17 protein-coding genes, 2 tRNA genes and 1 pseudogene are annotated in these 24,183 nt (G+C 67.0%); 10 read left to right on the top strand and 10 right to left on the bottom strand.

Features of this window, described 5'->3' with window-relative positions:
• Positions 1-5 precede the first annotated feature (5 nt).
• From AB3K92_RS32875 to AB3K92_RS32860, 4 genes are all read right to left on the bottom strand, one after another.
• Complete coding sequence (locus tag AB3K92_RS32875) at positions 6-236, bottom strand: hypothetical protein (protein ID WP_021160392.1); 231 nt, start codon at positions 234-236, stop codon at positions 6-8.
• Between the two features lie 113 nt (positions 237-349).
• Entirely contained in the window at positions 350-1,459 is a 1,110-nt protein-coding gene (locus AB3K92_RS32870; RefSeq protein WP_060049123.1) for a class II histone deacetylase, read from the bottom strand.
• A 16-nt stretch (positions 1,460-1,475) separates the two neighbouring features.
• Complete coding sequence (locus tag AB3K92_RS32865; protein ID WP_369466594.1) at positions 1,476-2,684, bottom strand: MFS transporter; 1,209 nt, start codon at positions 2,682-2,684, stop codon at positions 1,476-1,478.
• A gap of 21 nt (positions 2,685-2,705) precedes the next feature.
• The gene (locus AB3K92_RS32860) at positions 2,706-3,752 is read right to left on the bottom strand and encodes a porin (protein WP_369466593.1); all 1,047 of its coding nucleotides are present in this window, start codon (positions 3,750-3,752) and stop codon (positions 2,706-2,708) included.
• Between the two features lie 302 nt (positions 3,753-4,054).
• On the opposite strand from AB3K92_RS32860, the pseudogene AB3K92_RS32855 reads away from it, so the two are divergent.
• Positions 4,055-5,197, top strand: a pseudogene (locus AB3K92_RS32855) (response regulator transcription factor); the annotation flags it as partial.
• Between the two features lie 103 nt (positions 5,198-5,300).
• Positions 5,301-6,299, top strand: coding sequence for a 2-dehydropantoate 2-reductase (locus AB3K92_RS32850; protein WP_104766737.1), 999 nt, complete (start codon positions 5,301-5,303; stop codon positions 6,297-6,299).
• Positions 6,300-6,469: 170 nt separating this feature from the next.
• Here AB3K92_RS32850 and AB3K92_RS32845 read toward each other — a convergent pair whose 3' ends face one another.
• On the bottom strand, positions 6,470-6,919 hold the full coding sequence (locus AB3K92_RS32845) for a MarR family winged helix-turn-helix transcriptional regulator (protein WP_021160399.1): 450 nt from the start codon (positions 6,917-6,919) through the stop codon (positions 6,470-6,472).
• Positions 6,920-6,981: 62 nt separating this feature from the next.
• Complete coding sequence (locus tag AB3K92_RS32840; RefSeq protein WP_369466592.1) at positions 6,982-8,127, bottom strand: glycerate kinase; 1,146 nt, start codon at positions 8,125-8,127, stop codon at positions 6,982-6,984.
• 387 nt (positions 8,128-8,514) lie between these two features.
• Here AB3K92_RS32840 and tig point away from each other — a divergent pair, with 387 nt between their 5' ends.
• The 6 genes from tig (at position 8,515) to AB3K92_RS32810 (ending at position 15,092) form a co-directional block, all read left to right on the top strand.
• On the top strand, positions 8,515-9,861 hold the full coding sequence (gene tig, locus AB3K92_RS32835) for a trigger factor (RefSeq protein ID WP_059651660.1): 1,347 nt from the start codon (positions 8,515-8,517) through the stop codon (positions 9,859-9,861).
• Positions 9,862-10,001: 140 nt separating this feature from the next.
• Positions 10,002-10,655: an ATP-dependent Clp endopeptidase proteolytic subunit ClpP gene (clpP, locus tag AB3K92_RS32830; protein ID WP_010092137.1), complete on the top strand. Its 654-nt coding sequence runs from the start codon at positions 10,002-10,004 to the stop codon at positions 10,653-10,655.
• Between the two features lie 164 nt (positions 10,656-10,819).
• Positions 10,820-12,091 (top strand): ATP-dependent Clp protease ATP-binding subunit ClpX, encoded by a 1,272-nt coding sequence (gene clpX / locus AB3K92_RS32825; protein WP_006489345.1) that lies wholly within the window; start codon positions 10,820-10,822, stop codon positions 12,089-12,091.
• Between the two features lie 197 nt (positions 12,092-12,288).
• Positions 12,289-14,712, top strand: a complete 2,424-nt coding sequence (gene lon, locus AB3K92_RS32820; RefSeq protein ID WP_011352361.1) for an endopeptidase La — start codon at positions 12,289-12,291, stop codon at positions 14,710-14,712.
• Positions 14,713-14,916: 204 nt separating this feature from the next.
• A tRNA-Val gene (locus AB3K92_RS32815) sits at positions 14,917-14,992 on the top strand.
• A gap of 23 nt (positions 14,993-15,015) precedes the next feature.
• A tRNA-Asp gene (locus AB3K92_RS32810) sits at positions 15,016-15,092 on the top strand.
• 286 nt (positions 15,093-15,378) lie between these two features.
• Here AB3K92_RS32810 and AB3K92_RS32805 read toward each other — a convergent pair.
• Positions 15,379-16,770: a DUF1254 domain-containing protein gene (locus AB3K92_RS32805; protein ID WP_224052898.1), complete on the bottom strand. Its 1,392-nt coding sequence runs from the start codon at positions 16,768-16,770 to the stop codon at positions 15,379-15,381.
• 602 nt (positions 16,771-17,372) lie between these two features.
• Between AB3K92_RS32805 and AB3K92_RS32800 the strand changes: the two genes are divergently transcribed.
• Positions 17,373-19,307 carry a SurA N-terminal domain-containing protein gene (locus AB3K92_RS32800; protein ID WP_059553259.1) on the top strand — a complete coding sequence of 645 codons (1,935 nt, stop codon included), beginning with the start codon at positions 17,373-17,375 and terminating at the stop codon, positions 19,305-19,307.
• Positions 19,308-19,379: 72 nt separating this feature from the next.
• Here the strand turns inward: AB3K92_RS32800 and AB3K92_RS32795 are convergent, their stop codons facing one another.
• Complete coding sequence (locus AB3K92_RS32795; protein ID WP_059651663.1) at positions 19,380-20,054, bottom strand: arylesterase; 675 nt, start codon at positions 20,052-20,054, stop codon at positions 19,380-19,382.
• Here AB3K92_RS32795 and AB3K92_RS32790 point away from each other — a divergent pair.
• The gene (locus AB3K92_RS32790; protein WP_369466591.1) at positions 20,053-20,766 is read left to right on the top strand and encodes an ABC transporter ATP-binding protein; all 714 of its coding nucleotides are present in this window, start codon (positions 20,053-20,055) and stop codon (positions 20,764-20,766) included. The genes AB3K92_RS32795 and AB3K92_RS32790 overlap by 2 nt on opposite strands.
• A gap of 77 nt (positions 20,767-20,843) precedes the next feature.
• Here AB3K92_RS32790 and pgi read toward each other — a convergent pair whose 3' ends face one another.
• Together pgi and AB3K92_RS32780 are read right to left on the bottom strand one after the other, a co-directional pair.
• Positions 20,844-22,466: a glucose-6-phosphate isomerase gene (gene pgi, locus AB3K92_RS32785; RefSeq protein WP_027787161.1), complete on the bottom strand. Its 1,623-nt coding sequence runs from the start codon at positions 22,464-22,466 to the stop codon at positions 20,844-20,846.
• Between the two features lie 111 nt (positions 22,467-22,577).
• Entirely contained in the window at positions 22,578-24,122 is a 1,545-nt protein-coding gene (locus tag AB3K92_RS32780; RefSeq protein WP_369466590.1) for an NAD(P)H-hydrate dehydratase, read from the bottom strand.
• Positions 24,123-24,183 lie beyond the last annotated feature (61 nt).

Below are 24,183 nucleotides of genomic sequence, written 5' to 3'. Positions count from 1 at the left end.
CGCGTCTACTCCCAGAAACTCCGGATCGCGACCGCCACGATCACCGGCACCGAAAAAACCAGCGGGATCGCGAAATACTGCGCTTCGCGATCGACGATCCAGCTATAGATCACCCACGCCGCGCCGAGCGCGAACGTGATGAGGCCGACCGTCACGGCGGCGATGTTCAGCGCCAGCTTCGAAGGCTGGCGGCGCGTCTTGGCATCGTCATTGTTGTCGCGCGGGGACGATTTCATCGGAAGAGTACGGCTTCGGGCCGGAACGGGGATAAAGGCACAGGAGACCCCATCCGCTCCGATCGCGCAAGAGGGCCGCCGCCCGCCGGCCCCGGCGCATTCGTCAGCGCGCATTACAACCCGAACGACGCCGCCAGCTCGTCGAGCAGCCCGCGCTGGAACGCGATGAACCGCTCGCCCGGCTGCTGCGCGATCGCGAGGTCGAGCATCGGATCGGCGACGTCGGTACGAATGCCGGCCAGTTCCTCGACGATCGCGAGCCCGCAGAACGGCACGTACGCCTCCGAATAGCCGCCTTCGTGAACGATCACGAGCCGCCCGCCGCAATGGCGCTGCGCGGCATCCTTCACCGCACGCGTCATGAACCGGTAGCTGTCGGTATGCAACTGCATGCGCGCGAGCGGATCGACCGCGCTCGCGTCGAGGCCGCTGGCGACGACGATCAGCTCGGGCCGGAAACGCGCCAGCGCCGGCAGCACGATCCGCTCGAACGCGTAGCGATAGGCATCGTCGCCGCTGCCCGCGAGCAGCGGCACATTCAGGTTCGCGCCGACGCCCGCGCCTTCGCCGCGATCGTCCGCGCCGCTATAGCCGGGCGGGAAGCAGCGGTCCTGGTGCAGCGAGATCGTCAGCGTGTCCGGATCGTCGTAATAGATCGACTGCGTGCCGTTGCCGTGATGCACGTCCCAGTCGATCACCGCGACGCGCTCGACGCCGTGTTTCGCGCGGGCGGCCTCGATCGCGATCGGGATGTTCGCCAGCATGCAGAAGCCCATCGGGCGATCGCGCAGGCAATGGTGGCCGGGCGGCCGCGACAGCGAGAACGCATTGGCCGCACGCTCGCCGACCACCGTATCGACGGCCGCGATCGCAAGGCCGGCAGACAGCGCGGCGATCTCGTAGCTCCCTTTGCCGAACGGCGCGAGATCGCCGAGGTCGCCGCCGTTCGCGTCGCTGAGTGCGCGGAACGCATCGAGATAGTGGGCGGGATGAATGCGCAGCAGGTCGGCGGTCGTTGCCGGTTCGGCGCCGCGCAGGTCGAGCTGCGCGGCCAGGCCCGAGGCCTGCACGAGCGACAGGAAACGGCGCTTCGAATCGGGCGATTCCGCGTAGCCCGCGCTCGACGGCGGCTGGACCCAGCCGCCGACCGGGAAGAACAGCGCATGCGTGCCGCCGGTGTGCCAGAAAGTGCGTTCGTCGGTGAAGAAGGCAGTGCGATTCATGGATGTGCGAGACCTGTCACGGTTGGGAGGAAACGGAGGCGTGCGTGCGGCGATCGATGTGGCGCAGCGCGGCGAAAGACACGATCGCGACGGCCGTCGCGGCCGTGAACAGCGCGTGCATCGTGCCGCCGGCGTCGAGCATCAGCCCGGCGAGCAACGGGCCGGCAGCGAGGCCGGCGCCGATCACGAAATTGAGCGTGGCCACGAGGCGGCCCGACGTATCGATCTGCGCGACGGTCGCGAGGATGAACGGCAGGACGAACGTCCACGCGAACTTGAACGCGAAGATCGCCGCGCTGTAGCCGCCGGCTTGCCGCATCACGGCGAGCGCGACGAGCGAGGCCGCCAGCAGCGCGTAACCGGCCGTCAGCATGGCGCGCCGCGCGAGCCGGCCGCCCGCGCACGACGCGAGCGCCGCGCCGGCGATGCCCATCACGCTCGCGATCGCGAGTACGTTGCCGGTCGACTGCGGATCGAGCCCGGCTTCGGCCGCGGCACGGCTTGCGAACGTCCACACGCTTCCGATCGCGAGATAGAACGTCAGCACCGCGCCGATCGCGAGCACGATCGAGCCTTGCGGCGTCCGTGCCGCCGCGCCGCGCGCGTGTTGCGCAGGCGCGGTTCGCGCGCCCAGCGATGACGGGAAGCCGCGCGACAGCGGCGCCGCGAGCAGCGCGAGCCCGGCGAGCGCGACGTACAGCGCGCGCAGCCCGAATGCCGCGAATACATGCGGCAGCACGAACAGGCCGAGCGCGCCCGCGATCAACTGGCCGACGACCCACAGGCCGTACACGCGGTCGCTGTTCTCGCTCGTTGCGGCGCTCGTCATGCAGAGCACCATCAGCGAACCGCCGCCGAGCGCGGTCACGGCGCGCAGTGCGAGCAGCGCGACGAAGCCCGGCATCCACAGCGCGGTCAGCAGGTTGCCCGCGCCGAACAGCGCGATGGCGAAGGCGGCCACGCGGCGTGCGTCGATGCGACCGAGCCACAGGTACGACGGCACGGTCGCAAGGCTGAACGCGCCGAGTTCGACGAAGAAGTAGGTGCCGATCTGCGAGGCGGACAGCCCGAGCTGCGTCGCGAGCTGGCCGGCGACGGCGGGCGCCACGAGCAGCAGCAGCGGCGTGATGGCCGCGAACACGACGATCGCGACGAGCGTCGAGCGCGCGAAGGTCGATGCGCGGCCGTCGGGCGGGAGTGCGGCATCCGGGGACAGGGTTTTCATGGCGGGGTCTCGTGTGGGGAATCAGAACAGGTGGTACATGCCGACCATCGCGCCGAACTGCGATGCGCCGGCGAGCGGCGTCGGGTCGTATTCGTAGACGGTCTGCGAACTCTGGCCGCTGTTGCGCGCATAGCCGAGGTTCACGTAGGCGACGGTGCGTTTCGACAGCGCATACGTGGTGCTCGCGATGAACAGCGTCGGGTGGCCGATGGCCGGCGCGCGCGAGTCGGTGTGGTAGACGCCGGCGTTCAGGCCGATCCCGTTCGGTGTCAGGTAGCGCGCACCGCCCCAGACGATCGTGCGCGCGGCGTCGAGGTCGCCGGTCAGGCGTTCGACACCTGCGTAGACGGTGAGCGGCAGCGCGGCGAACGCATAGCGCGCGGCGAGCGTGCCGAGTTCGCGGCGGCGCGCCGACGTGTCGTCGGCCGCCGATACATCGCCGTGTGCCTGATGCAGCACCGCGCTGACCGACAGGCCGTTGCTCGTGTACTGGCCGCCGAGTTCGAGCACGCGTCCGGCGCGCGTATTGCCGGCGACGCCGGACGTCGCGGCAAGCGCCTCGACGTCGAAGCCGGCGAAGGTCGGCGACTGGTACTTGACGGAGTGGTCGATGAAGTTCGCGTTCATCGGCACGATGACGCCCTGGCCGCTGTACGACGCGTACCAGAGCGGGTCGTAGAACAGCGTCTTGTCGAACAGCACGCTGAACTGACGGCCGAGCGTGACGGTGCCCACGGGCCCGGCGATGCCGACGTACGCGCCGCGGAAGAACGCGTAGCCGGGCGCGGTCGCGGTGCCGTCGTTGAGGTTGAGGCCCTGTTCGAGCTTGAACAGCGCACGCCAGCCGCCGCCGAGATCCTCGTTGCCCTTCAGGCCGACCTGGGAAGGCAGGGTGCCGTAGTTCTGCAACTGCACGGCCGAATGGCGCCCGTCGGCATGCGTCAGGTATTGCACGCCGGCATCGAGCGCGCCGTACAGCGTGAGGGTCGACTGCGCATGCGCGGCGGCGCTGCACGCGGCAAGCGTCGCGACGGCCGCGGCCGTGCGGATGAAGCGGGGTTTCGTCACGTGGGGTTCTCCATACCGTCCTGCATCGGTTTGTCGTTGGTGTTGTCGCGACGCAGTGTCCGCAGCGGGAAAACCTTCGAACAGTCGTACAGATGAACGGTGCGGAAAACCCGAGGTGCGCGGCATGGTCGCGACGCGCTGGCGTCGCGCGGCGTGCTGCGGAGCAGCAACGTGCCGCGCACCGTTCAAATGGATGGGGCTGGTGCCGGTTCCGGCACCGGGGCCCGTCAAAAAAGCCGGTCGCTATAATCGGCCGGTGTCGTTGGGCACGTCAGCAGCCCGATCGGGCAGGGGAGCGGAAGGTGAGGATCACGACGGATATCGGGCAGGATCTCGAAGCGCTGCGTGACGTGCCGGCCGCCATCGTGCTCGACGACTTCGCCTGGCCGCCGCTGCCGTCCCGGCGCGCGGATTTCGACGGCGTCACGCGCGGCGACGCAGCGCAGCGCGAACTCGGGTTGATGCTGCTCGACCTGTACGCGGTTGCCGCGCGGTCCGGCATCGGTGAATTCGAATACCGCTTCTTTACGCTGCTGCAGGCGCTCATTCCGTTCGACGCCGCGTGGACAGGCGTCGCGACGCATGTGCCGACCGGCCCGGTGATGCACAACAGTTTCCTGTACCGTCTGCCGCACGCGTTCTTCAGCGACTGGAAGCGCGTGCGCGATTGCGACCCGCTCGCGCACCGCACGCTGCGCGGCGCGCACGGCCACGCGGTGCGGCTGTCGGTCGTCGAGCCGGGGCTCGATGCACGGTTTCGCGACTGGTGCGTGAAGTACGGGCTCGCGCAACTGATGTGCGTGTGCACGCTCGATCGCCGTTTCGGCCTGACGACGTTCATGTCGATCTACCGACAGGGCCTGAACCGTCCGTTCGGCGATGACGATGCGCGCCGTTTCGAGGAAGTGATTCCGCATCTCGCGGCGGCGCTGACCATCAATCGCGCCGCGCAGCTCACGCGCGAGCGCGGCGATGCGGTTGCACCGGCCGCCCGCGCGTTGTGCGACAACTTCGGTGTGCTGCATCACGCCGATCATGGTTTCGACGACGTGCTGCGCACCGAATGGCCGGCATGGGCCGGTGCACGCGTGCCGGAGCCGCTCGTTGCGCACCTGCGGCGCCAGCCGGGCCAGCCGTTCGTCGGCGATGCATTGCGGATCCTGTGCGTGCCGGTTGCGGGGCTATTCCAGATCGAGGCTCGGCCGCGCTCGCTGCTCGACCGCCTGAGCCCGCGCGAGCTCGCGGCGATCCGCTATTACGGCGCCGGGCGCTCGCACAAGGAAGTCGCGCAACAGATGGCGATTTCGCCGACGACCGTGCGCCATTACCTGCGCTGCGCGTACCGCAAGCTCGGCATGCACGACAAGAGCCAGATCGCCGGCGTGCTCGGCGCGACGGGCGGCGCGACCGACGACGAACCGGTGGAAGCCGGTGGCGAGCCACGCATGACGCATGCGAACGCCATGCGTCGCACGGCGGCGCGTGAATGGTTGTGCCCGCAACCATTGAGCGTTATGCTCGTCAGCTCCCAGGAGAGGGAATTCCATCATGAACGACACGAATTCAGGGTCGGTGCGCGCGGCGGTGGTCGGGGTCGGCGCGATCGGCGGATTGCTCGCGGCCGCGTTGTCGCGGGCCGGGATGACCGTGAGCGCGTACGCGCGCGGCGCGACGCTCGACGCGCTGAACGCGCACGGCGTGCGCGTGATCGACGAGGCGGGCACGACGTCGTCGGTTCCGGTGCGAGCGAGTGACGATGCGGCCGCGCTCGGCGTGCAGGACTACGTGGTGATCGCGCTGAAGGCACAGGCACTGCCGGCACTGGCCGCGCGCATCGCGCCGCTGGTCGGGCCGGACACCGTGATCGTCGCGGCGATGAACGGGCTGCCGTGGTGGTTCACGCACGGGCTCGACGGCGCGCTCGACGGCGTGCCGCTCGACGCGGTCGACCCGGCCGGCGCGGTGTCGGCGGCGTTGCCGCCCGCACAGGCGATCGGGTGTGTCGTCCACCTGTCGTCGAGTACCGATGCGCCGGGCGTCGTGCGCCGCGGGCGCGGCAACCGGCTGATCGTCGGGGCGCCCGATGCGCGGCTCGATACGGCTACTGCCCGGTTCGCCGCGGCGCTCGCGGCGGGCGGTTTCGACGTCGAGTCGACGCCGGCGATCCGGGCCGAGATCTGGACCAAGCTGTGGGGCAACATGAACATGAATCCGCTGAGCGCGCTGACGGGGTCGACGGCCGAGCAGCTGCTCGACGATCCGTTCACGCAGGGTCTCGCGCTGCGGATGATGGAGGAGGCGGCCGCGATCGGCGCGAAGCTCGGCCTGTCGACGGGGATGAGCGGGCCCGAGCGGATCGCGGTCACGCGCAAGCTCGGTGCGTTCAAGACGTCGATGCTGCAGGATTTCGAAGCGGGCCGCGCGCTCGAGATCGGGCCGATCCTCGGAGTGTTTCCCGAGCTCGGGCGCAAGCTCGACGTGCCGACTCCGTATTGCGACGCGGTGCTCGGGCTGCTGCGCCAGCGGGCGACGAACAGCGGGCTGTAAGCGCGGGCGGGGCCGCTGCATGCGCGATGCCGGCGAGGTCGCGCGCTGCAATCCGGTTGCCGCGCGCAGCGTATCACGCAAAGCGGGCCGCCCGCGTCGCGGGTGTGGCGACCGGGGCGGCCCGTCGAATTCATCGGATCAATACCGCGGGCATCGTGCCCGCGTGCCGGTCAGTCGTCCCGCTCGATCGCGTGCGCGACGACCTTGTCGAGCAGCCGCTCGAATGTCTGGCGTTCGCTGTCGGACAGGCATGCGAGCAAGCCGTCGTTCCACTTGCGCACGATCGGCATGATCTTGCGATGCAGCGCGCGGCCGTCGGCGGTCAGCGCGATCAACACGATCCGGCCATCCTCCTCGCTTGCGCTGCGTTCGAGCAGCCCCTGGCGCAGCAGCGCCTCGGCTGCCCGGCTCGCCTGGCTCTTGTCGAGATTGGTGTGGCGCGCCAGATCCATGATCGAGAACGGGCCGAAGGCGCCGACGGCGGCGATCACGCGCGCCTCGGGCAGCGAGATGTCGAGCTTGTGCCGGTACACCTCGCCGATCCCGCGGTCGGATCGCTTCGTGAGCGCGTGGAGGCGATAGGTCAGAAACTGATCGAGCCCGGCTTGACGGCCTTTCATGTCGAATCCTGAAGAAAAAGGGCGGGCCCGATTGTTCCTGTATCGCGCGCTCGGGTCAACGGTCAGTGTGCGCCGTACTTCAGGCGTGTCAATTGCTCCGCTTCGTTCGCGAGCAGATTGGCCGCGTCGCGGATCGCGACGTCGAGCGTGATCGGCCCGGGAGCCGGCGAGAAGCAGCCGGAAAAATGTTCGGACAGGCGGGGCAGTGCGGCCGGGTCGACCGCGCCGGACAGCAGTGACGCGGGTACGCCGGCGGCTTGCGCGTGGCGGCACGCGATGAACGGCGCCTTGCCGTGCAGCGTCTGTACGTCGGAGCGGCCTTCGCCGGTGATCAGCCAGCCCGCGCCGGCGAGCGCCGCGTCGAGCCCGACCTGCCGCGCGACCACCTCGGCCCCCGCTTCGAATTGCGCGCCGAGCATGTGCAGCGCGAATCCGAGGCCGCCCGCGGCACCGGCGCCCGGCAGGTCGCGGCCGCGACGGTCGAGCGCGGCTTCGAGCAGGTCGGCGAAGCGGGCGAGTGCGGCGTCGAGGGTGGCGATCTGCCGGGGCGTCACGCCCTTTTGCGGGCCGAACACGGCGGTTGCGCCGTGCGCGCCCGTCAGCGGGTTGTCGACGTCGGACATGCCGATGAATTCGGTTTCCTTCAGCCGCGGGTCGAGCCCCGACGCGTCGATGCGCGCGATGTCGGCGAGCCGCGACGGCACGGGCTCGACCGGCTGGCCGCCCGCGTCGAAGCACTGCAGGCCGAGGCCTGCGAGCAGCCCGGCGCCCGCGTCGTTGGTGCTGCTGCCGCCCAGCGCGACGAAGAAGCGGCGCACGCCTTCGTCGAGCAGCGTGCGGATCGCCTCGCCCATCCCGCGCGTGCTGCGCGCGTCGACCGGCACGCTCATGCCGACCGGATCCGTGATGCCGACGATCTCGGCCGTTTCGACGATCGCGGTGCGCGCGTCGATCACGCCGACCGCCGCGTCGCGTGCCGCGAGCGACGCACCGGCCACCCGCAGCGTGCGCCGCGTGCCGCCGCCTGCCAGCATCGCGTCGAGCGTGCCTTCGCCGCCGTCTGCCATCGGGCAGCAGCGCACGACGGCGTCGGGCCGGGCGCGGCGGATGCCGGTGGCGATCGCGTCCGCGACCTGCTCGGCGGAAAGCGAGCCTTTGAACGAATCGGGCGCGATGACGACGACAGGCGCGGACGGGTGTTGCGGCATGGTGTCTCCGGAAGGCGTGATTGGTGTGAAGAATATTGGGGCGCGACGGCGGTGCACCCTCATTCGGAGCTTACAGGATGGCGGGCCCGTGGTGGATACGGCATGCGGCATAGCGGCGATCCGCGCGCATTGCCGTGCGAAGGGCCGCCGGCGCGGTGCGGACGCACGCGCGTCGCGCCGATCTGGCGGTGTGAGGAAAATTGTTTGCTAGAATAGTCGATTCTTCCGGCCAAAGCCGTGCTCCGAGCCGCTTGCGCTAGCCATCCGGCGCGTGCAGGGATGGCGTGGCGCTCCGGCGCGGCGAGTGTATGTGACGCACATCACGCCGCGGGCAGGCACGGCAAGGAAAACCCGATTCGCTCGAATAATTTTAGGACGATTGAAGCCATGGCTAACGTTGTTGAGAACCTCGGCAAGCTTGAACGCCGCGTGACGATTTCCCTGCCGAAAGACACCGTGCAGAAGGAAATCGACGCCCGTATCCAGAAACTCGCGAAGAACGTGCGCATGCCGGGTTTCCGCCCGGGCAAGGTGCCGCTGAAGATGGTCGCGCAACAGTACGCGGGTCAGGTCGAAGCGGAAGTGCTGAGCGACAAGATCGGCCAGGAATTCTTCACGATCAGCCGCGCGGAAAACCTGCGCGTCGCCGGCCAGCCGAGCTTCGAGCCGAAGCAGGAGCAGGCTGAAGATGCATACGCGTTCGACGCGACGTTCGAGGTCTACCCGGAAGTCAAGATCGGCGATCTGGCGACGGCTGAAGTCGAGCGCTCGACGACGTCGATCGGCGACGCCGAAATCGACCGCACGCTCGACATCCTGCGCAAGCAGCGCGTGCACTTCCACGCACGCGGCGAAGCCGGCGAGCACGGCGACGGCGGCGCGGACACCGCAGCGAAGAACGGCGACCGCGTGACGGTCGACTTCGTCGGCAAGATCGACGACGTCGCGTTCCAGGGCGGCACGGCCGAAGATTTCCCGTTCGTGCTCGGCGAAGGCCGCATGCTGCCGGAATTCGAAACCGCGGCGCTGGGCCTGAAGGTCGGCGAAGCGCGCACGTTCGACCTGAAGTTCCCGGACGACTACCACGGCAAGGACGTGGCAGGCAAAACGGCGCAGTTCACGGTCACGATGAAGAAGATCGAGTGGCCGCACCTGCCGGAAATCGACGCGGAATTCGCAAAGTCGCTCGGCATCGAAGACGGCGATCTCGCGAAGATGCGCGCCGAGATCAAGGAAAACCTCGAGCGTGAAGCGAAGCGCCGCACGCAATCGATCGTCAAGAACCAGGTGATGGACGCGCTACTGAAGATCTCCGAACTCGACGTGCCGAAGGCGCTGATCGAGCAGGACCAGCAACGCCTCGTCGAAATGGCTCGCCAGGATCTGGCGCAGCGCGGCGTGCCGAACGCGAAGGACGCACCGATCCCGGCCGAGATGTTCACCGAGCAGGCAGAGCGCCGCGTGAAGCTGGGCCTCGTGCTGGCCGAGCTGGTGAAGTCGAACGGCCTCGAAGCGAAGCCGGAACAGATCCGCGCGGAAGTCGATGAGTTCGCGAAGAGCTACGAAGACCCGAAGGAAGTGGTCCGCTGGTATTATTCGAACCAGCAGCGCCTCGCCGAGATGGAAGCGTTCGTCGTTGAAAGCAACGTCGTCGATTTCGTGCTGGGCAAGGCGAAGGTGACGGACAAGGAAGTGAGCTTCGAAGCACTCGCGAGCGCATCGGCGCAAGCGTAAGTGTTGCTCTAGCGGCGTGCCGGCTGTCGGAGCGACGGCCCGCACGCCGTTTTTACGTCAAGCGCACGGTTGCCATTAATATGGCGATTGAGCGGGCGGCTTCCTTCCGTTCAATTTTCCATTCGAACAAGGTTCATTGAATGATCACTCGCGCTGAATTGCTGGACATGCTTGCTTCGAACGCGCCGCAAGGTTTCGAGGCGCAAGCGCTGGGGCTGGTGCCGATCGTCGTCGAAACGAGCGGCCGCGGCGAGCGTTCGTACGATATCTATTCGCGTCTCCTGAAGGAGCGCCTGGTGTTCATGGTCGGTGAAGTGAACGACCAGACTGCCAACCTCGTGGTCGCGCAGTTGCTGTTCCTCGAGAGCGAGAATCCCGACAAGGACATCAGCCTGTACATCAACAGCCCGGGCGGGTCGGTGTCGGCCGGCATGGCGATCTACGACACGATGCAGTTCATCAAGCCGGACGTGTCGACGCTGTGCATGGGCCTCGCGGCGAGCATGGGCGCGTTCCTGCTCGCGTCGGGCGCGAAGGGCAAGCGTTTCGCGCTGCCGAACTCGCGCGTGATGATTCACCAGCCGCTCGGCGGCGCACGCGGCCAGGCATCGGACATCGAGATCCAGGCGCGCGAAATCCTCTACCTGAAGGAGCGGCTGAACCAGTTGCTCGCGCAGCACACGGGCCAGGACGTCGAGCGCATCGCGCGCGACACCGACCGTGATAACTTCATGTCGAGCGAGGATGCGAAGGCGTACGGGCTGATCGACCAGGTGCTGCTGAAGCGCCCGTGAGATTAAGTGGGGTGCCGCCCCGATTCGTGCGGCGCCCCTGCGACTTCCCGAACGCCCAGAGCATCTGCGGCAAGCGCATCCGGTCGGCTCCGGTCGCGCCCTAGGCGCGGTGCCCGGAGCATTCGGCGTATCATGTCATTTACCTGTCCGGAGGCTCTACATTCATGGCGGACAAAAAAGGTTCGAACAGCGAGAAGCTGTTGTATTGCTCGTTTTGCGGAAAAAGCCAGCATGAGGTGAAAAAACTCATCGCGGGCCCGTCGGTGTTCATCTGCGATGAATGTATCGACCTCTGCAACGAAATCATTCGCGACGAGGCGGCTGCCGCCGGCGTCGAGGCCAGCCTGTCCCGGTCGGATCTGCCGAGCCCGCAGGAAATTCGCGATATCCTCGATCAGTACGTGATCGGCCAGGAGCGCGCGAAGAAGATCCTCGCGGTGGCCGTGTACAACCACTACAAGCGCCTGAAGCATCTCGACAAGAAGGACGACGTCGAGCTGTCGAAGAGCAACATCCTGCTGATCGGCCCGACGGGCTCCGGCAAGACGCTGCTCGCGCAGACGCTCGCGCGGTTGCTCAACGTGCCGTTCGTGATCGCCGATGCGACGACGCTGACCGAAGCCGGCTACGTCGGCGAGGACGTCGAGAACATCATCCAGAAGCTGTTGCAGAACTGCAACTACGAGGTCGACAAGGCCCAGCGCGGGATCGTCTACATCGACGAAATCGACAAGATCAGCCGCAAGTCGGACAACCCGTCGATCACGCGCGACGTGTCGGGCGAGGGCGTCCAGCAGGCGCTGCTGAAGCTCGTCGAGGGCACGATGGCGTCGGTGCCGCCGCAGGGCGGCCGCAAGCACCCGAACCAGGATTTCATCCAGGTCGACACGACCAACATCCTGTTCATCTGCGGCGGCGCGTTCGACGGTCTCGAAAAGGTGATCACCGACCGTACCGAGAAAACCGGCATCGGCTTCGGCGCGACGGTCAAGAGCAAGCAGGAACGCGACGCGGGCGAAGTGCTGCGCGAAACGGAACCGGAAGACCTGATCAAATTCGGTCTGATCCCCGAATTGATCGGCCGCCTGCCGGTGGTCGCGACGCTCGGCAAGCTCGATGAAGCCGCGCTGATGAAGATCCTGGTCGAGCCGAAGAATGCGCTCGTCAAGCAGTATCACAAGCTGTTCGCGATGGAGCGCGTCGAGCTGGAGATCCGGCCGGGCGCGCTGCAGGCAGTCGCCCGCAAGGCGATCCGCCGCAAGACCGGCGCGCGCGGTTTGCGTTCGATCATCGAACAGGCATTGCTCGACGTGATGTACGAGCTGCCGACGATGAAAGGGGTCAGCAAGGTCATCATCGATGAGAACGTGATCGATGGGGACGGCAAGCCCTTGCTGATTTACGAGGACACGCCGAAGGTGGCGGGTTCGAACTGACCGGCTTGCCGACGATGTTCTGCGAAAAAGGCCGTTCATGAGTCCGTGGGCGGCTTTTTTTCGTTTATCTTGTGGGTAACTCTGACTCGAAACGCGGTGGTTACTTTCTTACCGAATATTTCCCGCACTTGAAGGCTTGCAATTCGTTGTGGCGGCCTCAATTACCGAACAATTGATTCCACTCATGGGGAAATGAAATGTCAGGCACCCAACTTCTCCCGCCGGAACGCATCACGCTCCCGCTGCTGCCGCTGCGGGATGTCGTCGTTTTCCCGCACATGGTCATTCCGCTCTTCGTGGGCCGGCCGAAATCGATCAAGGCCCTCGAAGCAGCGATGGAAGGCGGCAAGCACATCATGCTTGTCGCCCAGAAAACCGCGGCCAAGGACGAACCGACCGAAAAGGACATGTACGAGGTCGGTTGTATCGCCAACATCCTGCAGATGCTGAAACTGCCGGACGGCACCGTGAAGGTGCTCGTCGAGGGCCTGCAGCGTGCGAAGGCGTTGTCGATCGAAGAGCAGGAAACGCAATTCTCCTGCGAAGTGATGCCGCTCGAGCCCGATCACGCCGACAGCGCTGAAACGGAAGCGCTGCGCCGCGCGATCGTGTCGCAGTTCGACCAGTACGTGAAGCTGAACAAGAAGATCCCGCCGGAGATCCTCACGTCGCTGTCGGGCATCGACGAAGCGGGCCGCCTCGCCGACATGATCGCCGAGCGCCTGCCGCTGAAGCTCGACCAGAAGCAGCACATCCTCGAGATGTTCCCGGTCATCGAGCGCCTCGAGCACCTGCTCGCGCAGCTCGAAGCCGAGATCGACATCCTGCAGGTCGAAAAGCGCATCCGCGGGCGCGTGAAGCGCCAGATGGAAAAGAGCCAGCGCGAGTACTACCTGAACGAGCAGGTCAAGGCGATCCAGAAGGAACTGGGCGAAGGCGAAGAGGGTGCGGATCTCGAGGAGCTCGAGAAGCGCATCAACGCCGCGCGCATGCCGAAGGAAGCGAAGAAGAAGGCCGACGCCGAGCTGAAGAAGCTGAAGCTGATGTCGCCGATGTCGGCGGAAGCCACCGTCGTGCGCAACTACATCGACACGCTGATCGGCCTGCCGTGGCGCAAGAAGAGCAAGGTCAACAACGACCTGTCGAACGCCGAGCAGGTGCTCGACGAAGATCACTTCGGCCTCGAGAAGGTGAAGGAACGCATCCTCGAGTATCTCGCGGTGCAACAGCGCGTGGACAAGGTCAAGGCGCCGATCCTGTGCCTCGTCGGGCCCCCGGGCGTCGGCAAGACCTCGCTCGGCCAGTCGATCGCCCGTGCGACGAACCGCAAGTTCGTCCGGATGGCGCTCGGCGGCGTGCGTGACGAAGCCGAGATCCGCGGCCACCGTCGCACGTATATCGGTTCGATGCCGGGCAAGATCCTGCAGAGCCTCACGAAGGTCGGCGTGCGCAATCCGCTCTTCCTGCTCGACGAAGTCGACAAGATGGGCATGGATTTCCGCGGCGATCCGTCGTCGGCGCTGCTCGAGGTGCTCGATCCGGAACAGAACCACACGTTCGCCGACCACTACATCGAAGTCGACTTCGACCTGTCGGACGTGATGTTCGTCGCGACGTCGAACTCGCTGAACATCCCGCCGCCGCTGCTCGACCGGATGGAAGTGATCCGTCTGTCGGGCTACACGGAAGACGAGAAGGTCAGCATTGCCCAGCGTTACCTGCTGCCGAAGCAGAAGAAGAACAACGGGCTGAAGGAAGGCGAGATCGAGGTCACCGAGCAGGCGATCCGCGACATCATCCGCTACTACACGCGCGAAGCCGGTGTGCGTTCGCTCGAGCGGGAAGTGTCGAAGATCTGCCGCAAGGTCGTGAAGATGCTGCTGCTGAAGAAGGCATCGGGCGCGATCAAGGTCGACGGCGAGAACCTCGATACCTTCCTCGGCGTGCGCAAGTACGACTTCGGCCTCGCGGCGAAGGAAAACCAGGTCGGTCAGGTGACGGGCCTCGCGTGGACGGAAGTCGGTGGCGATCTGCTGACGATCGAAGCCGCGGTGATGCCGGGCAAGGGCAACGTGATCCGCACGGGTTCGCTCGGCGACGTGATGAAGGAGTCGGTCGAGGCGGCACGTTCGGTCGTGCGCTCGCGTTCGCGGCGTCTGGGCATCAAGGACGAAGCGTTCGAGAAGCAGGACATCCACATCCACGTGCCGGAAGGCGCGACGCCGAAGGACGGTCCGTCCGCCGGCGGTGCGATGACGACCGCGCTGGTGTCGGTGCTGACGGGTATCCCGGTGCGTGCCGATGTCGCGATGACGGGCGAAATCACACTGCGTGGTGAAGTCCTGCCGATCGGCGGCCTGAAGGAGAAGCTGCTCGCAGCGCATCGCGGCGGCATCAAGCTCGTGCTGATCCCGGAAGAGAACGTCAAGGATCTCGCCGAGATTCCGGACAACGTGAAGAACGCGATCGAGATCGTGCCGGTCCGCTGGATCGACAAGGTGCTTGAACTCGCGCTCGAGCGTTCGCCGACCCCGCTGCCGCCGGAAGAAGAGGCGAAGGCGGCGGCACCGGTCGCCGATGCGGCGAAGGATGCCGGCTCGACGGAATTCGTCAAGCACTGAGCATCGGAGCGCCGTTCGTTCTGACGGTTGTTCACGAAACCCGCGGCCTGGCCGCGGGTTTTTTTATGCGTCCCGGAATCGTATGCGCGAGCGTGAAAAATATTCGCGCCGGAGCTTTGCAAAATGATCGGGGATGAATTAAACTTGCGGGCTCGCTGGTTGTTGATGCCGAAACGCAGATCGCAGCCAGAACGAATCGGAAACGGGTGCTTAGCTCAGCTGGTAGAGCGGCGCCCTTACAAGGCGTAGGTCGGGGGTTCGAACCCCTCAGCACCCACCAGTTTCCTGATTCAGCCAGACCAAGGAGCGGTAGTTCAGTCGGTTAGAATACCGGCCTGTCACGCCGGGGGTCGCGGGTTCGAGTCCCGTCCGCTCCGCCAGAAAATGAAAAAGCCCGCCTTGTGCGGGCTTTTTCATTTGTATCGTCGATTGCGCCCGCTGGCGGGCGCGTGACCGCGGAGCGGAGGAAGCCGCCTGCGCGGCTACCGGCGGGGCTTGACCTTACGATGCCGGGCGAGCGGCATGGCAGCAGACAATCCGACAGGAAATGCCCCGGAGTGCGCAGTCGTCGGAACGGAAAACCCGCGACGGCTCGAGCGCGGTCGCGGGTTTTTCATGCTTTCTCGCCGCGGAGGCGCCGGTTTTTCCGGCTCGCGCGGAGCGATATTACTGAACGCGTATTACCGGCGGTAACTTGTAGGTTGCGTTCAGGAGCGGGGCGTCCGGCAAGTAGGTGCGCAGCGTCAGATTGAACGCGCCGGCAGGGGCCGGCAGCCAGTTGCTGGCGGGTACACCCGCGGGTCGCACATGGCTGATGGTGAGCACGAGCGAGCCGTCGCTCGCGAACTGAAAGTTCGACGCCGGATAGGACAGCGCATAGATTCCATCGGGATTCGGATAAAAGAAAGCCTGCGCCTGGTTCGTGCCGGCGTACAGCGTCAACGACCAGAAGGCGCGCGCCGGAGGAAGCTGTCCCGCCGGGAACGTCATCTGATAGACGCCGTTGCCGTCGTAATTCGTCCCCGACGTGTTCGCCGCTCCCGTACTGGTGTAGTAGATCGCTTCGCTGCCGGGCAGCGCACCGAGGCCGTTCAGCGCAACGCGCGCCCGTAGCGTGTACTGGGTTCCGTAGTTGCCGACGTTGGCCGGGCCGCCTGTCCAGCCATTCGAGCCGGTACTCGCCTGGGCGGCGGCCTGCTGCGTTCCGCCGCCCGTCAGGCTCGCCAGCGCCCGGGCCGCGCCCGCGTCGATCGATGCGACGTCGGCGGACGACGCGTTGAAGGTCTGCGCCGGGCCTATACCTATCACGTCGAGCGCGTTCGTCGCCTCGGCCGTGTCCTGCGGCGTCGGCGGACTCTTTTTCAAGAGCCGGTTCACGTACTGAAAGTACGACGGCCAGTTGGCATAACCGGGCGGCTTTTGCGTGTCCACGCTGTCCCACGCAGCGACACCGGTTCCAGCGGGGCGCGACACGACCAGTTGATTCTGAACGGCCCACGCGGCGGGATAATCGTTCGCATCGCTCACGTAAGTCCGCGCCAACGCCCACACCGCGTTGGTCGACGAGCGGAGCACGGTGACGCCTGCCGGAGCGGTTCCCTGCCAGTTCGGCCCCACGACCCAGAAGACCTTCGCGACACCGTTGTCGGCGCTCGTGCCGCGAATCGCGAAGTTGTTCGTATAGGCGTCCATCAGTGCGAGGGAGAAGTAGCGGGTGCCGCTGGCGGGCGTGTCGATCTGAATCGGGCCCGCGTCCAGTTGAAGCATGGCGATGGAATACAGCGTGTCGTGATTGGGTTTCGTCACCGAGGTGGACGAAGCATCGGACAGCTGGCGATTGTGCAGAAACGTATTCGGCGCAAGGCCCTGGGCGATGTAGCTCTGTCGGGTTGCGTAGAACTGGTACAGCGCAATCGTGAATTGCGTGGCACTGTTTGCGGCATTTTCCGTCGCGACGGGCGAAACGCCCGAGCTATCGACACTTTCCCCATTGCAGCCCGCCAGAAGGCCGACAGAGGCAGCGAATGCGACGAGGCGCGCGTGGTGAAGAAAACTCATCGAGTGGTGCGGTAGGGTTGAATGGTCGAATGGGCCGCACCCGTTCATCGTTCCGTCGACGAGCGTGGCACGGATTGCACGGCGCGAAAAGCGTATCCGGCTTGCGATGCGGCACGAACGATCCATTTTCGATAAGCAAAGTCCGACGACTCGTTAGGGCGGTGGAGACCGATCGGCATCGTGCGGTTGATCCCTGTCGTCTTTCCGGCCGTCACGTTTCTCGCGGCTTATGCCGGGACGTACAGGCCAGGCTTGTACCGCGTGCTTCCGTGTCGAGCACCTCCCGTTGGCTCGATTCGCTGCCCCGGCGGTGCCTTGCGGTCGTCGGCGCGGATGGAGGCAGTCCCGCATCGGGCAAGCCGCTCGGCGAACGAATGATCGTGTGCTGCCGCGAGCCTGGGCGGCCGCGATGGAGTCGATCATTGGGCGAACTGCTTTCTGAACTTCACGAGGAGAGGCGGGTGACGGCGCATGCCCGGCTCTGAAAGACGGGTATTTTTGCCTGTACTTCCGGTGGTGATCGCCGCGGGCGCCGCCGCTTTTCTCCCGACCCACCCCGTATGTTGTAATATCGGGCGTTTTGTCCAATTTTCCCGTCACGCATGCTCGATTTCTTCCGTAATCACCAGCGCCTGATGATGGCGCTCCTGCTCCTGATCGTGTTGCCGGGGCTGGGTTTCGTCGGGATCCAAGGCTTCCGCGGCTTCTTCGACGATAGTGCGAACGTCGCGGCAGTCAACGGGCACAAGATCACGCGGGTCGAATTCGACGGCGCGTTCCGCCAGCAGATCGACCAGGCGCGCCAGGCACTCGGCGGGCAGTTCGACATCAAGATGTTCGATACGCCCGAGCATCGCAAGCAGGTGCTCGACGGCCTGATCCAGCAACGCGTGCTGGCCGACGAGACCCAACGTCTGCACCTGACCGCATCGGACAACGCCGTGCGCGATGCACTGATGAGCGACCCGATGATCGCGTCGCTGAAGAAGCCCGACGGGTCGATCGACGTCGAGCGCTATGCGCAGCTGCTGTCGTTCCAGGGGATGACGCCCGAGCAGTACCAGGAGCGCGTGCGCTACAGCCTCGCGCTGCAGCAGATTCCGGCCAGCATCGTGTCGAGCGCGTTCACGCCGAAGAGCCTCGCGCAACGCCTGTCCGAACTCGCCGCGCAGCAGCGCGAAGTGCAGGCGCTCGTGCTGAAGACGAGCGACTTCGCCGCGAAGGTCCAGCCGACCGACGCACAGCTCACCGCGTACTACGACGCGCACAAGCAGAGCTTCGCGACGCCCGAGACCGCGACGATCCAGTACCTCGTCTATTCGCCGGCGGCAGCGGCCGCGAGCGCGCAGCCGACCGACGCGGACATCAAGAAGTTCTACGACGACAACCCGACGCACTTCCGCACCGAAGCGCAGGTGCGCGTGAGCCACATCTTCATCGCCGCACCGGGCAGCGCAAGCGCGGCCGACAAGACTGCAGCGAAGACGAAGGCCGAGCAACTGCTCGCCGACGTGAAGGCGCACCCGGACCAGTTCGCGCAGATCGCACAGAAGGACTCGCAGGATGCACCGTCGGCCGCGAAGGGCGGCGACCTCGGCTTCATCACGCGCGGCTCGACGGCGGGCGGCAAGGCGTTCGACGATGCCGCGTTCGCGCTCAAGCAAGGTGATGTGAGCGGTGTCGTGCAGTCGGATCTGGGCTTCCACATCCTGAAGGCAACGGAAGTGAAGCCGGCGGCCGTCAAGCCGTTCGCGGAAGTGAAGGACCAGATCGCAGCCGACCTGAAGCAGCAGTACGCATCGAAGGCGTTCACGGACAACGCGGAAGGCTTCACGTCCACCGTCTACGAAAAGGCGAAGACGCTGCAGCCGGCCGCGGACAAGTACAAGCTGACGATCCAGACGGCTACCGTCACGCCGACGCCGAATCCGCAGTTGCCGCCGACGAGCCCGCTGAACAATCCGAAGTTCCTGGCCGCCGTGTTCGCCAACGACTCGGTGAAGAACCAGAACAACACGCAGGCGATCGACGTCGGCAACAACACGCTGATCTCGGCGCGTGTGACCGACTACAAACCGGCTGCCGTGCCCGCGCTCGACGCGATCAAGGATGTCGTGCGCCAGAAGGTGGTCGCCGAGCAGGCTGCCGAACTCGCGAAGAAGGACGGCGCGGCGAAGCTGGCCGAACTGCAGAAGTCGAAGTCGACCGACGGGTTCGCGGCCGCGCAGAAGGTATCGCGTACGCAGTCGCAGGGCCTGACGCCGGCTGCGCTGAGCGCCGTCTACAAGGTCGACGCGAAGACGCTGCCGGCCTACGTCGGTGTCGATCTCGGCGCGGACGGCTATGCGATCTATCGCGTGAACGCGGTGATCCCGGGTTCGGCGGTCGATCCGCAGCAACTGGCGGCCGCGCAGCAGCAGATGGCGCAGGTCGACGCGCAGAGCGAAGGCGAAGCGTATCTCGCCGCGCTGCGCGATCGCTCGAAGGTGAAGCTGTACGGCTCGACGGCCAGCCAGTCGCCGGACGGCGACAACTGAGCATCGTTTCGCCCGCAACAAAAAGCCCCGCTTCACGCGGGGCTTTTTGTTTTCCGGCGGGGCGAGGCGGCGTCAGCCGCGCGGCTTGCCGAGCAGCGGTTTCAGCGCCGGCCAGACGTTGTCGAGCAGAATGCCCTGCGCCTGCTGCGTTGGATGCATCTGGTCGGCCTGGAACATCTCGGGTTTGTTCTCGATGCCGGCCAGCAGGAACGGCACGAGCGGCACGCCGAGATCCTTCGACAGCCGCGTATAGACGGCGTGGAACTTCTGCGTGTAGTCCGGGCCGTAGTTGGGCGGCACGTACATGCCGACCAGCACGACCCTGGCCCGCGCTTGCCGCGCACCGGCGATGATGTCGCGCAGGTTCTGTTCGGTCGTCGCGAGCGGCACGCCGCGCAGCGCATCGTTCGAGCCGAGCTCGACGACGACGATCGACGGCTTGAGCCGCTGCAGCACCGCAGGCAGCCGCGCGCGGCCGCCGCTGGTGGTGTCGCCGCTGACGCTGGCGTTCGCGACGCTATAATCGATTCGCTCGGTCGTGAGCCGTTGCCGCAGCAACGCCACCCAGCCGGTGTCGCGCGGCAGCCCGTATTCGGCCGACAGGCTGTCGCCGAGCACGACGATCACGGGCTGGCCCGATGTCGCGGCCGGCGTCGTCGCGGCGCGTGCGGGCGCGGCGGCGGCCAGCAGCGTACCCAGCAGCGCGGCGATCGCCGCGCGTCTTTTCCAGCGAAATGTCGTGTCCATGTTCAAGATTACCGATCCGATCATCGAAGTCCATGACGTGTGCAAGCGGGTCGCCGACGCAACCGGCGAGCTGACGATCCTCGACGGCATCACGCTCGCCGTGCGGCCGGGCAGCAGTCTCGCGATCGTCGGCGCGTCGGGGTCGGGTAAATCGACGCTGCTCGGCCTGCTTGCGGGGTTGGACAGCGCGACGAGCGGCACGGTTCGCCTGCTCGGTCGCGCGCTCGACCAGCTCGACGAGGACGCGCGCGCGGCGCTGCGCAACGGCGCAGTCGGGTTCGTATTCCAGTCGTTCCAGTTGATGCCGCACCTGACGGCGCTCGAGAACGTGATGCTGCCGCTCGAACTGCAGGGCGGCATCAGTGCGCGCGATGCCGCCGATCGCGCCCGGGCGCTGCTCTTGCAGGTCGGCCTCGGCGAACGCACCGCGCATTATCCGAAGCTGTTGTCCGGCGGCGAGCAGCAGCGTGTCGCACTTGCACGCGCATTCGTCACGCGCCCGGCGATCCTCTTCGCCGACGAGCCGACCGGCAGCCTCGATGCGGCCACGGGCCATGCGGTCATCGACCTGATGTTCGAACTGAACCGCACGAACGGTGCAACGCTCGTGCTCGTCACGCACGATGCCGAACTGGCACGCCGTTGCGCGACGACGGTGACGCTCGACGCCGGGCGCATCGTCGAGCCGCGCGCGGCGCAGCGCAACGGCTGAATGCTTTTGGCGGCCGCGCGGCGTGCGCCGAGCGGCCGGCATGGGCACGACGCCGCTGCGTCGGTGCCTCAAACGCCTCAGCGCTTCAACGCCGCGCGGGCGCGCTCGATCAGCGCGGTGGTCGACGAGTCGTGCTTCGCCGGATCGACCGACTCGGCCGACAGGTCGGCTTCCACCACCTTGCCGAGTATCTTGCCGAGCTCGACGCCCCACTGGTCGAACGGGTTGATGTCCCACACCGTTGCCTGCACGAGCACCTTGTGTTCGTACAGCGCGATCAGCGCGCCGAGCGTGCGCGGCGTCAGCGCATCGACGAGCAGCGTCGTCGTCGGGCGGTTGCCCGGGAACGTCAGGTGCGGCGCGAGCGCCTCCTTGCCCGGCCCCGCGACCTTGCGCGCTTCCTCGAGCGTGCGGCCGAGCATCAGCGCCTCGCTCTGCGCGAAGCAGTTCGCGAGCAGCTTCGGGTGGTGGCTCGCGAGCGGATGCTCGGGCGTCAGCACCGCGATGAAGTCGATCGGCACGATCGTCGGCCCCTGGTGCAGCATCTGGAAGAACGCATGCTGACCGTTGGTGCCCGGCTCGCCCCACGTGACGGCCGACGTCGGGTAGTCGACGAAGGTGCCGTCCAGGCGCGCGGATTTGCCGTTGCTTTCCATTTCGAGCTGCTGCAGGTACGACGGCAGGTAGTGCAGCGCTTCCGAATACGGCGCGACGAGATAACTCTGCGAACCGAAGAAATTCCGGTACCAGATGCCGATCAGGCCCAGCAGCACGGGCAGGTTGCGCTCGAGCGGCGCCTCGCGGAAATGACGGTCCATGTCGTTCGCGCCGGCCAGCAGCTCGTCGAACTGCTCGGGGCCGATCGCGATCATGATCGACAGCCCGACCGCCGACCACAGCGAATAACGGCCGCCGACCCAGTCCCACATTTCGAACACGTTGTCCGCAGCGATGCCGAACTTCACGACTTCGGCCGGGTTCGCCGACACGCCGACGAAGTGCTTTGCAAGCGCGTCCTCGGGGCAGCCGCGCGCGACGAACCAGTCGCGCAGCGAGCGTGCGTTCGTCATCGTCTCGAGCGTCGTGAAGGTCTTCGACACGATGATCGCGAGCGTTTCCTCGGGATCGACCTGTTCGAGCACGCGTGCGAGATCGGCGCCGTCGACGTTCGACACGAAGTGCGTGGCAATTTCGGGCGTCGCGACGTGGTGCAGCGCGTGTACGACCATCTTCGGCCCGAGATCGGAGCCGCCGATGCCGATGTTGATCACGTGGCGGATGCGTTTGCCGGTGTAGCCGGTCCAGGTGCCGCTGCGCACGGCGCGAGCGAACGTCGCCATCTTCGCGCGCTCGGCGCTCACCTGCGCGTGGAACGGCGCTTGCGGATCGGTCGCGCGCAGCGCGGTGTGCAGGGCGGCACGGCCTTCGGTCGGGTTCACGATTTCGCCCGCGAACATCGCGTCGCGGCGCGCCTCGACACCCGCGTCGCGCGCGAGCTGGACGAGCAGGCGCAGCGTTTCGTCGTTGATGCGGTTCTTCGAGAAATCGGCCGCAAGACCGCCGCCCGGAATCGTGAAGCGTTCGGCGCGGGTCGGCGCGTGGTCGTGTTCCGGCGCGAACCAGTCGCGCAGCCGGGCGTGGCGGATCTGTTCGAAGTGGGATTGAAGGGCAGTCCAGGCGGGGAGCGAATTCAGCGTCATGGCGGTTCGAGTGAAGCGTGAATCGGGAGGAATGCCGCGCCGGCTCATCGGGATCGGAAGGCCGGCGGACGAGAGGGCCCGCCGTGCGGCGGGGCAGTCAGTATAGCGGCGTTATGTGCCGGCGCGCGGCGACGCATAAAAAAGGCGATTGACCAGCGTGCGCACCATCGGCGCGAGTTCGCCTGCCGTGAGTCCGGCCGGGCCGGTCCCGTTCGCGGTCAGCGTGTCGGCCGCGAGGCCGTGCAGGTAGACGCCTGCCAGCGCCGCTTCGTACGGCGCGACGCGTTGCGCGAGCAACGCGCCGATCAGGCCGCCGAGCACGTCGCCGGTGCCGCCCGTGGCAAGCGCCGCGTTGCCGGTCGGGTTGATCGTCATGCGGCCGTCGGGCGCCGCAATCACCGTGCCCGAGCCTTTCAGCACGACGATGGCCGCATAACGTGACGCGAGCGCCTGCGCGGCCGCGAGGCGGTCGCGCTGAATCGCAGCCGTGTCGCAGCCGAGCAGCCGCGCGGCCTCGAGCGGATGCGGCGTCAGCACGCACGGATAACCGCGCGCACCGCGCGTCGCGACGGCGGCCGCGAGATCCGCGTGCGTCGCGACGAGGTTCAGCGCGTCGGCGTCGAGCAGCGTCGCGGCGTCGTGGGCAAGCACGTCGCGCACGAGCGTCGCCGCGGCCTCGCGCGTGCCCAGCCCGCAGCCTGCGGCGATGGCGGTCATCGCGCCGGGGTCGAGGGTGTCGGCCGCGTGCAGCATCAGTTCGGGGAACGGCGGATCGTACGGCGGCGCGCCGGTGCCGAGGAAGCCGACATGCACCTTGCCGGCGCCGGCGAACAGCGCGGCGCGCGCGGCCAGGATCGGCGCGCCGCACATGCCGGTGTCGCCGCCGAGTACCGCGAGGCTGCCGTATGTGCCCTTGTGGGACGCGAATGCGCGCGCGGGCAGGGCGGCGGCGAATAGCGCGGGCGTGTTCAGTACGATGGCCGGCGCGGCCGGTGGCGCGACGTCGAGCGATTCGACGTCGATCGCGCCGGCGAGATCGCGGCCTTCGCCGGTGTAGAGGCCCGGCTTCGCGCCGATGAAAGTGAGCGTGTGGGTGGCGGCGACGGCGACACCTGCGCCGACGATCTGGCCCGTATCGCTGTCGAGGCCGCTCGGCACATCCAGTGCAAGCACGCGGCCGCCGCTGCGCGCATGCGCGGCGATGCGCGCGGCCTGCTCGGCGAACGCGCCGTCGAGCGCGCGGCCGAGACCGATGCCGAAGAGTCCGTCGACCACCCACGCATAGCCGTCCAGCGAAGCAGGCGGCGTGGCCGACAGCGGCACGCCGGCGGCGCGCGCGAGGCCGAGCGCCCATTGCGCGTCGTCGGGCTTTACCGGCACCGGCATCCACGCCTGGGTCGCGACGCCGAGCTGCTGGAGGTGCGCGGCGGCTACGAGCGCGTCGCCGCCGTTGTTGCCCGGGCCGACCGCGAACCAGACGGGGCGGTCGTCGCCGGCCGCGCGTTCGGACAGCCAGCGCGCGGCGGCGGCGCCTGCGCGACCCATCAGCGTATGCGGCGGCAGCGCCGCGGCTGCATCGGCTTCGGCCGTGCGCAGGTCGGCGACGCGCAGCAGCGCGATCGGAGCGGAATCGGGAAGCGGAAGGGTAACGGTCATCGCGGGGTCATCGCCGGGTCGCGGCGGCTGGCAAGGCGGCCGCCGGGGACGGGCCCGCAGC

Origin of the sequence: Burkholderia sp. Bmkn7 (genome assembly GCF_041103175.1) — a bacterium.
GTDB classification, from domain to species: Bacteria; Pseudomonadota; Gammaproteobacteria; order Burkholderiales; family Burkholderiaceae; genus Burkholderia; species Burkholderia cepacia.
The sequence above is the reverse complement of the archived record's forward strand: the minus strand, read 5'-3'. Positions and strand labels throughout refer to the sequence as shown.

What these genes read in the sequence shown, in the direction of transcription:
- clpP (WP_010092137.1), top strand. Translation starts at nt 10,002, where the DNA reads ATGATCACTCGCGCTGAATTGCTGGACATGCTTGCTTCGAACGCGCCG.
- clpX (WP_006489345.1), top strand. Translation starts at nt 10,820, where the DNA reads ATGGCGGACAAAAAAGGTTCGAACAGCGAGAAGCTGTTGTATTGCTCG.
- AB3K92_RS32870 (WP_060049123.1), bottom strand. Translation starts at nt 1,459, where the DNA reads ATGAATCGCACTGCCTTCTTCACCGACGAACGCACTTTCTGGCACACC.
- AB3K92_RS32780 (WP_369466590.1), bottom strand. Translation starts at nt 24,122, where the DNA reads ATGACCGTTACCCTTCCGCTTCCCGATTCCGCTCCGATCGCGCTGCTG.
- pgi (WP_027787161.1), bottom strand. Translation starts at nt 22,466, where the DNA reads ATGACGCTGAATTCGCTCCCCGCCTGGACTGCCCTTCAATCCCACTTC.
- AB3K92_RS32850 (WP_104766737.1), top strand. Translation starts at nt 5,301, where the DNA reads ATGAACGACACGAATTCAGGGTCGGTGCGCGCGGCGGTGGTCGGGGTC.
- AB3K92_RS32840 (WP_369466592.1), bottom strand. Translation starts at nt 8,127, where the DNA reads ATGCCGCAACACCCGTCCGCGCCTGTCGTCGTCATCGCGCCCGATTCG.
- AB3K92_RS32875 (WP_021160392.1), bottom strand. Translation starts at nt 236, where the DNA reads ATGAAATCGTCCCCGCGCGACAACAATGACGATGCCAAGACGCGCCGC.
- AB3K92_RS32845 (WP_021160399.1), bottom strand. Translation starts at nt 6,919, where the DNA reads ATGAAAGGCCGTCAAGCCGGGCTCGATCAGTTTCTGACCTATCGCCTC.
- tig (WP_059651660.1), top strand. Translation starts at nt 8,515, where the DNA reads ATGGCTAACGTTGTTGAGAACCTCGGCAAGCTTGAACGCCGCGTGACG.
- AB3K92_RS32805 (WP_224052898.1), bottom strand. Translation starts at nt 16,770, where the DNA reads ATGAGTTTTCTTCACCACGCGCGCCTCGTCGCATTCGCTGCCTCTGTC.
- AB3K92_RS32795 (WP_059651663.1), bottom strand. Translation starts at nt 20,054, where the DNA reads ATGGACACGACATTTCGCTGGAAAAGACGCGCGGCGATCGCCGCGCTG.
- AB3K92_RS32800 (WP_059553259.1), top strand. Translation starts at nt 17,373, where the DNA reads ATGCTCGATTTCTTCCGTAATCACCAGCGCCTGATGATGGCGCTCCTG.
- AB3K92_RS32865 (WP_369466594.1), bottom strand. Translation starts at nt 2,684, where the DNA reads ATGAAAACCCTGTCCCCGGATGCCGCACTCCCGCCCGACGGCCGCGCA.
- lon (WP_011352361.1), top strand. Translation starts at nt 12,289, where the DNA reads ATGTCAGGCACCCAACTTCTCCCGCCGGAACGCATCACGCTCCCGCTG.
- AB3K92_RS32790 (WP_369466591.1), top strand. Translation starts at nt 20,053, where the DNA reads ATGTTCAAGATTACCGATCCGATCATCGAAGTCCATGACGTGTGCAAG.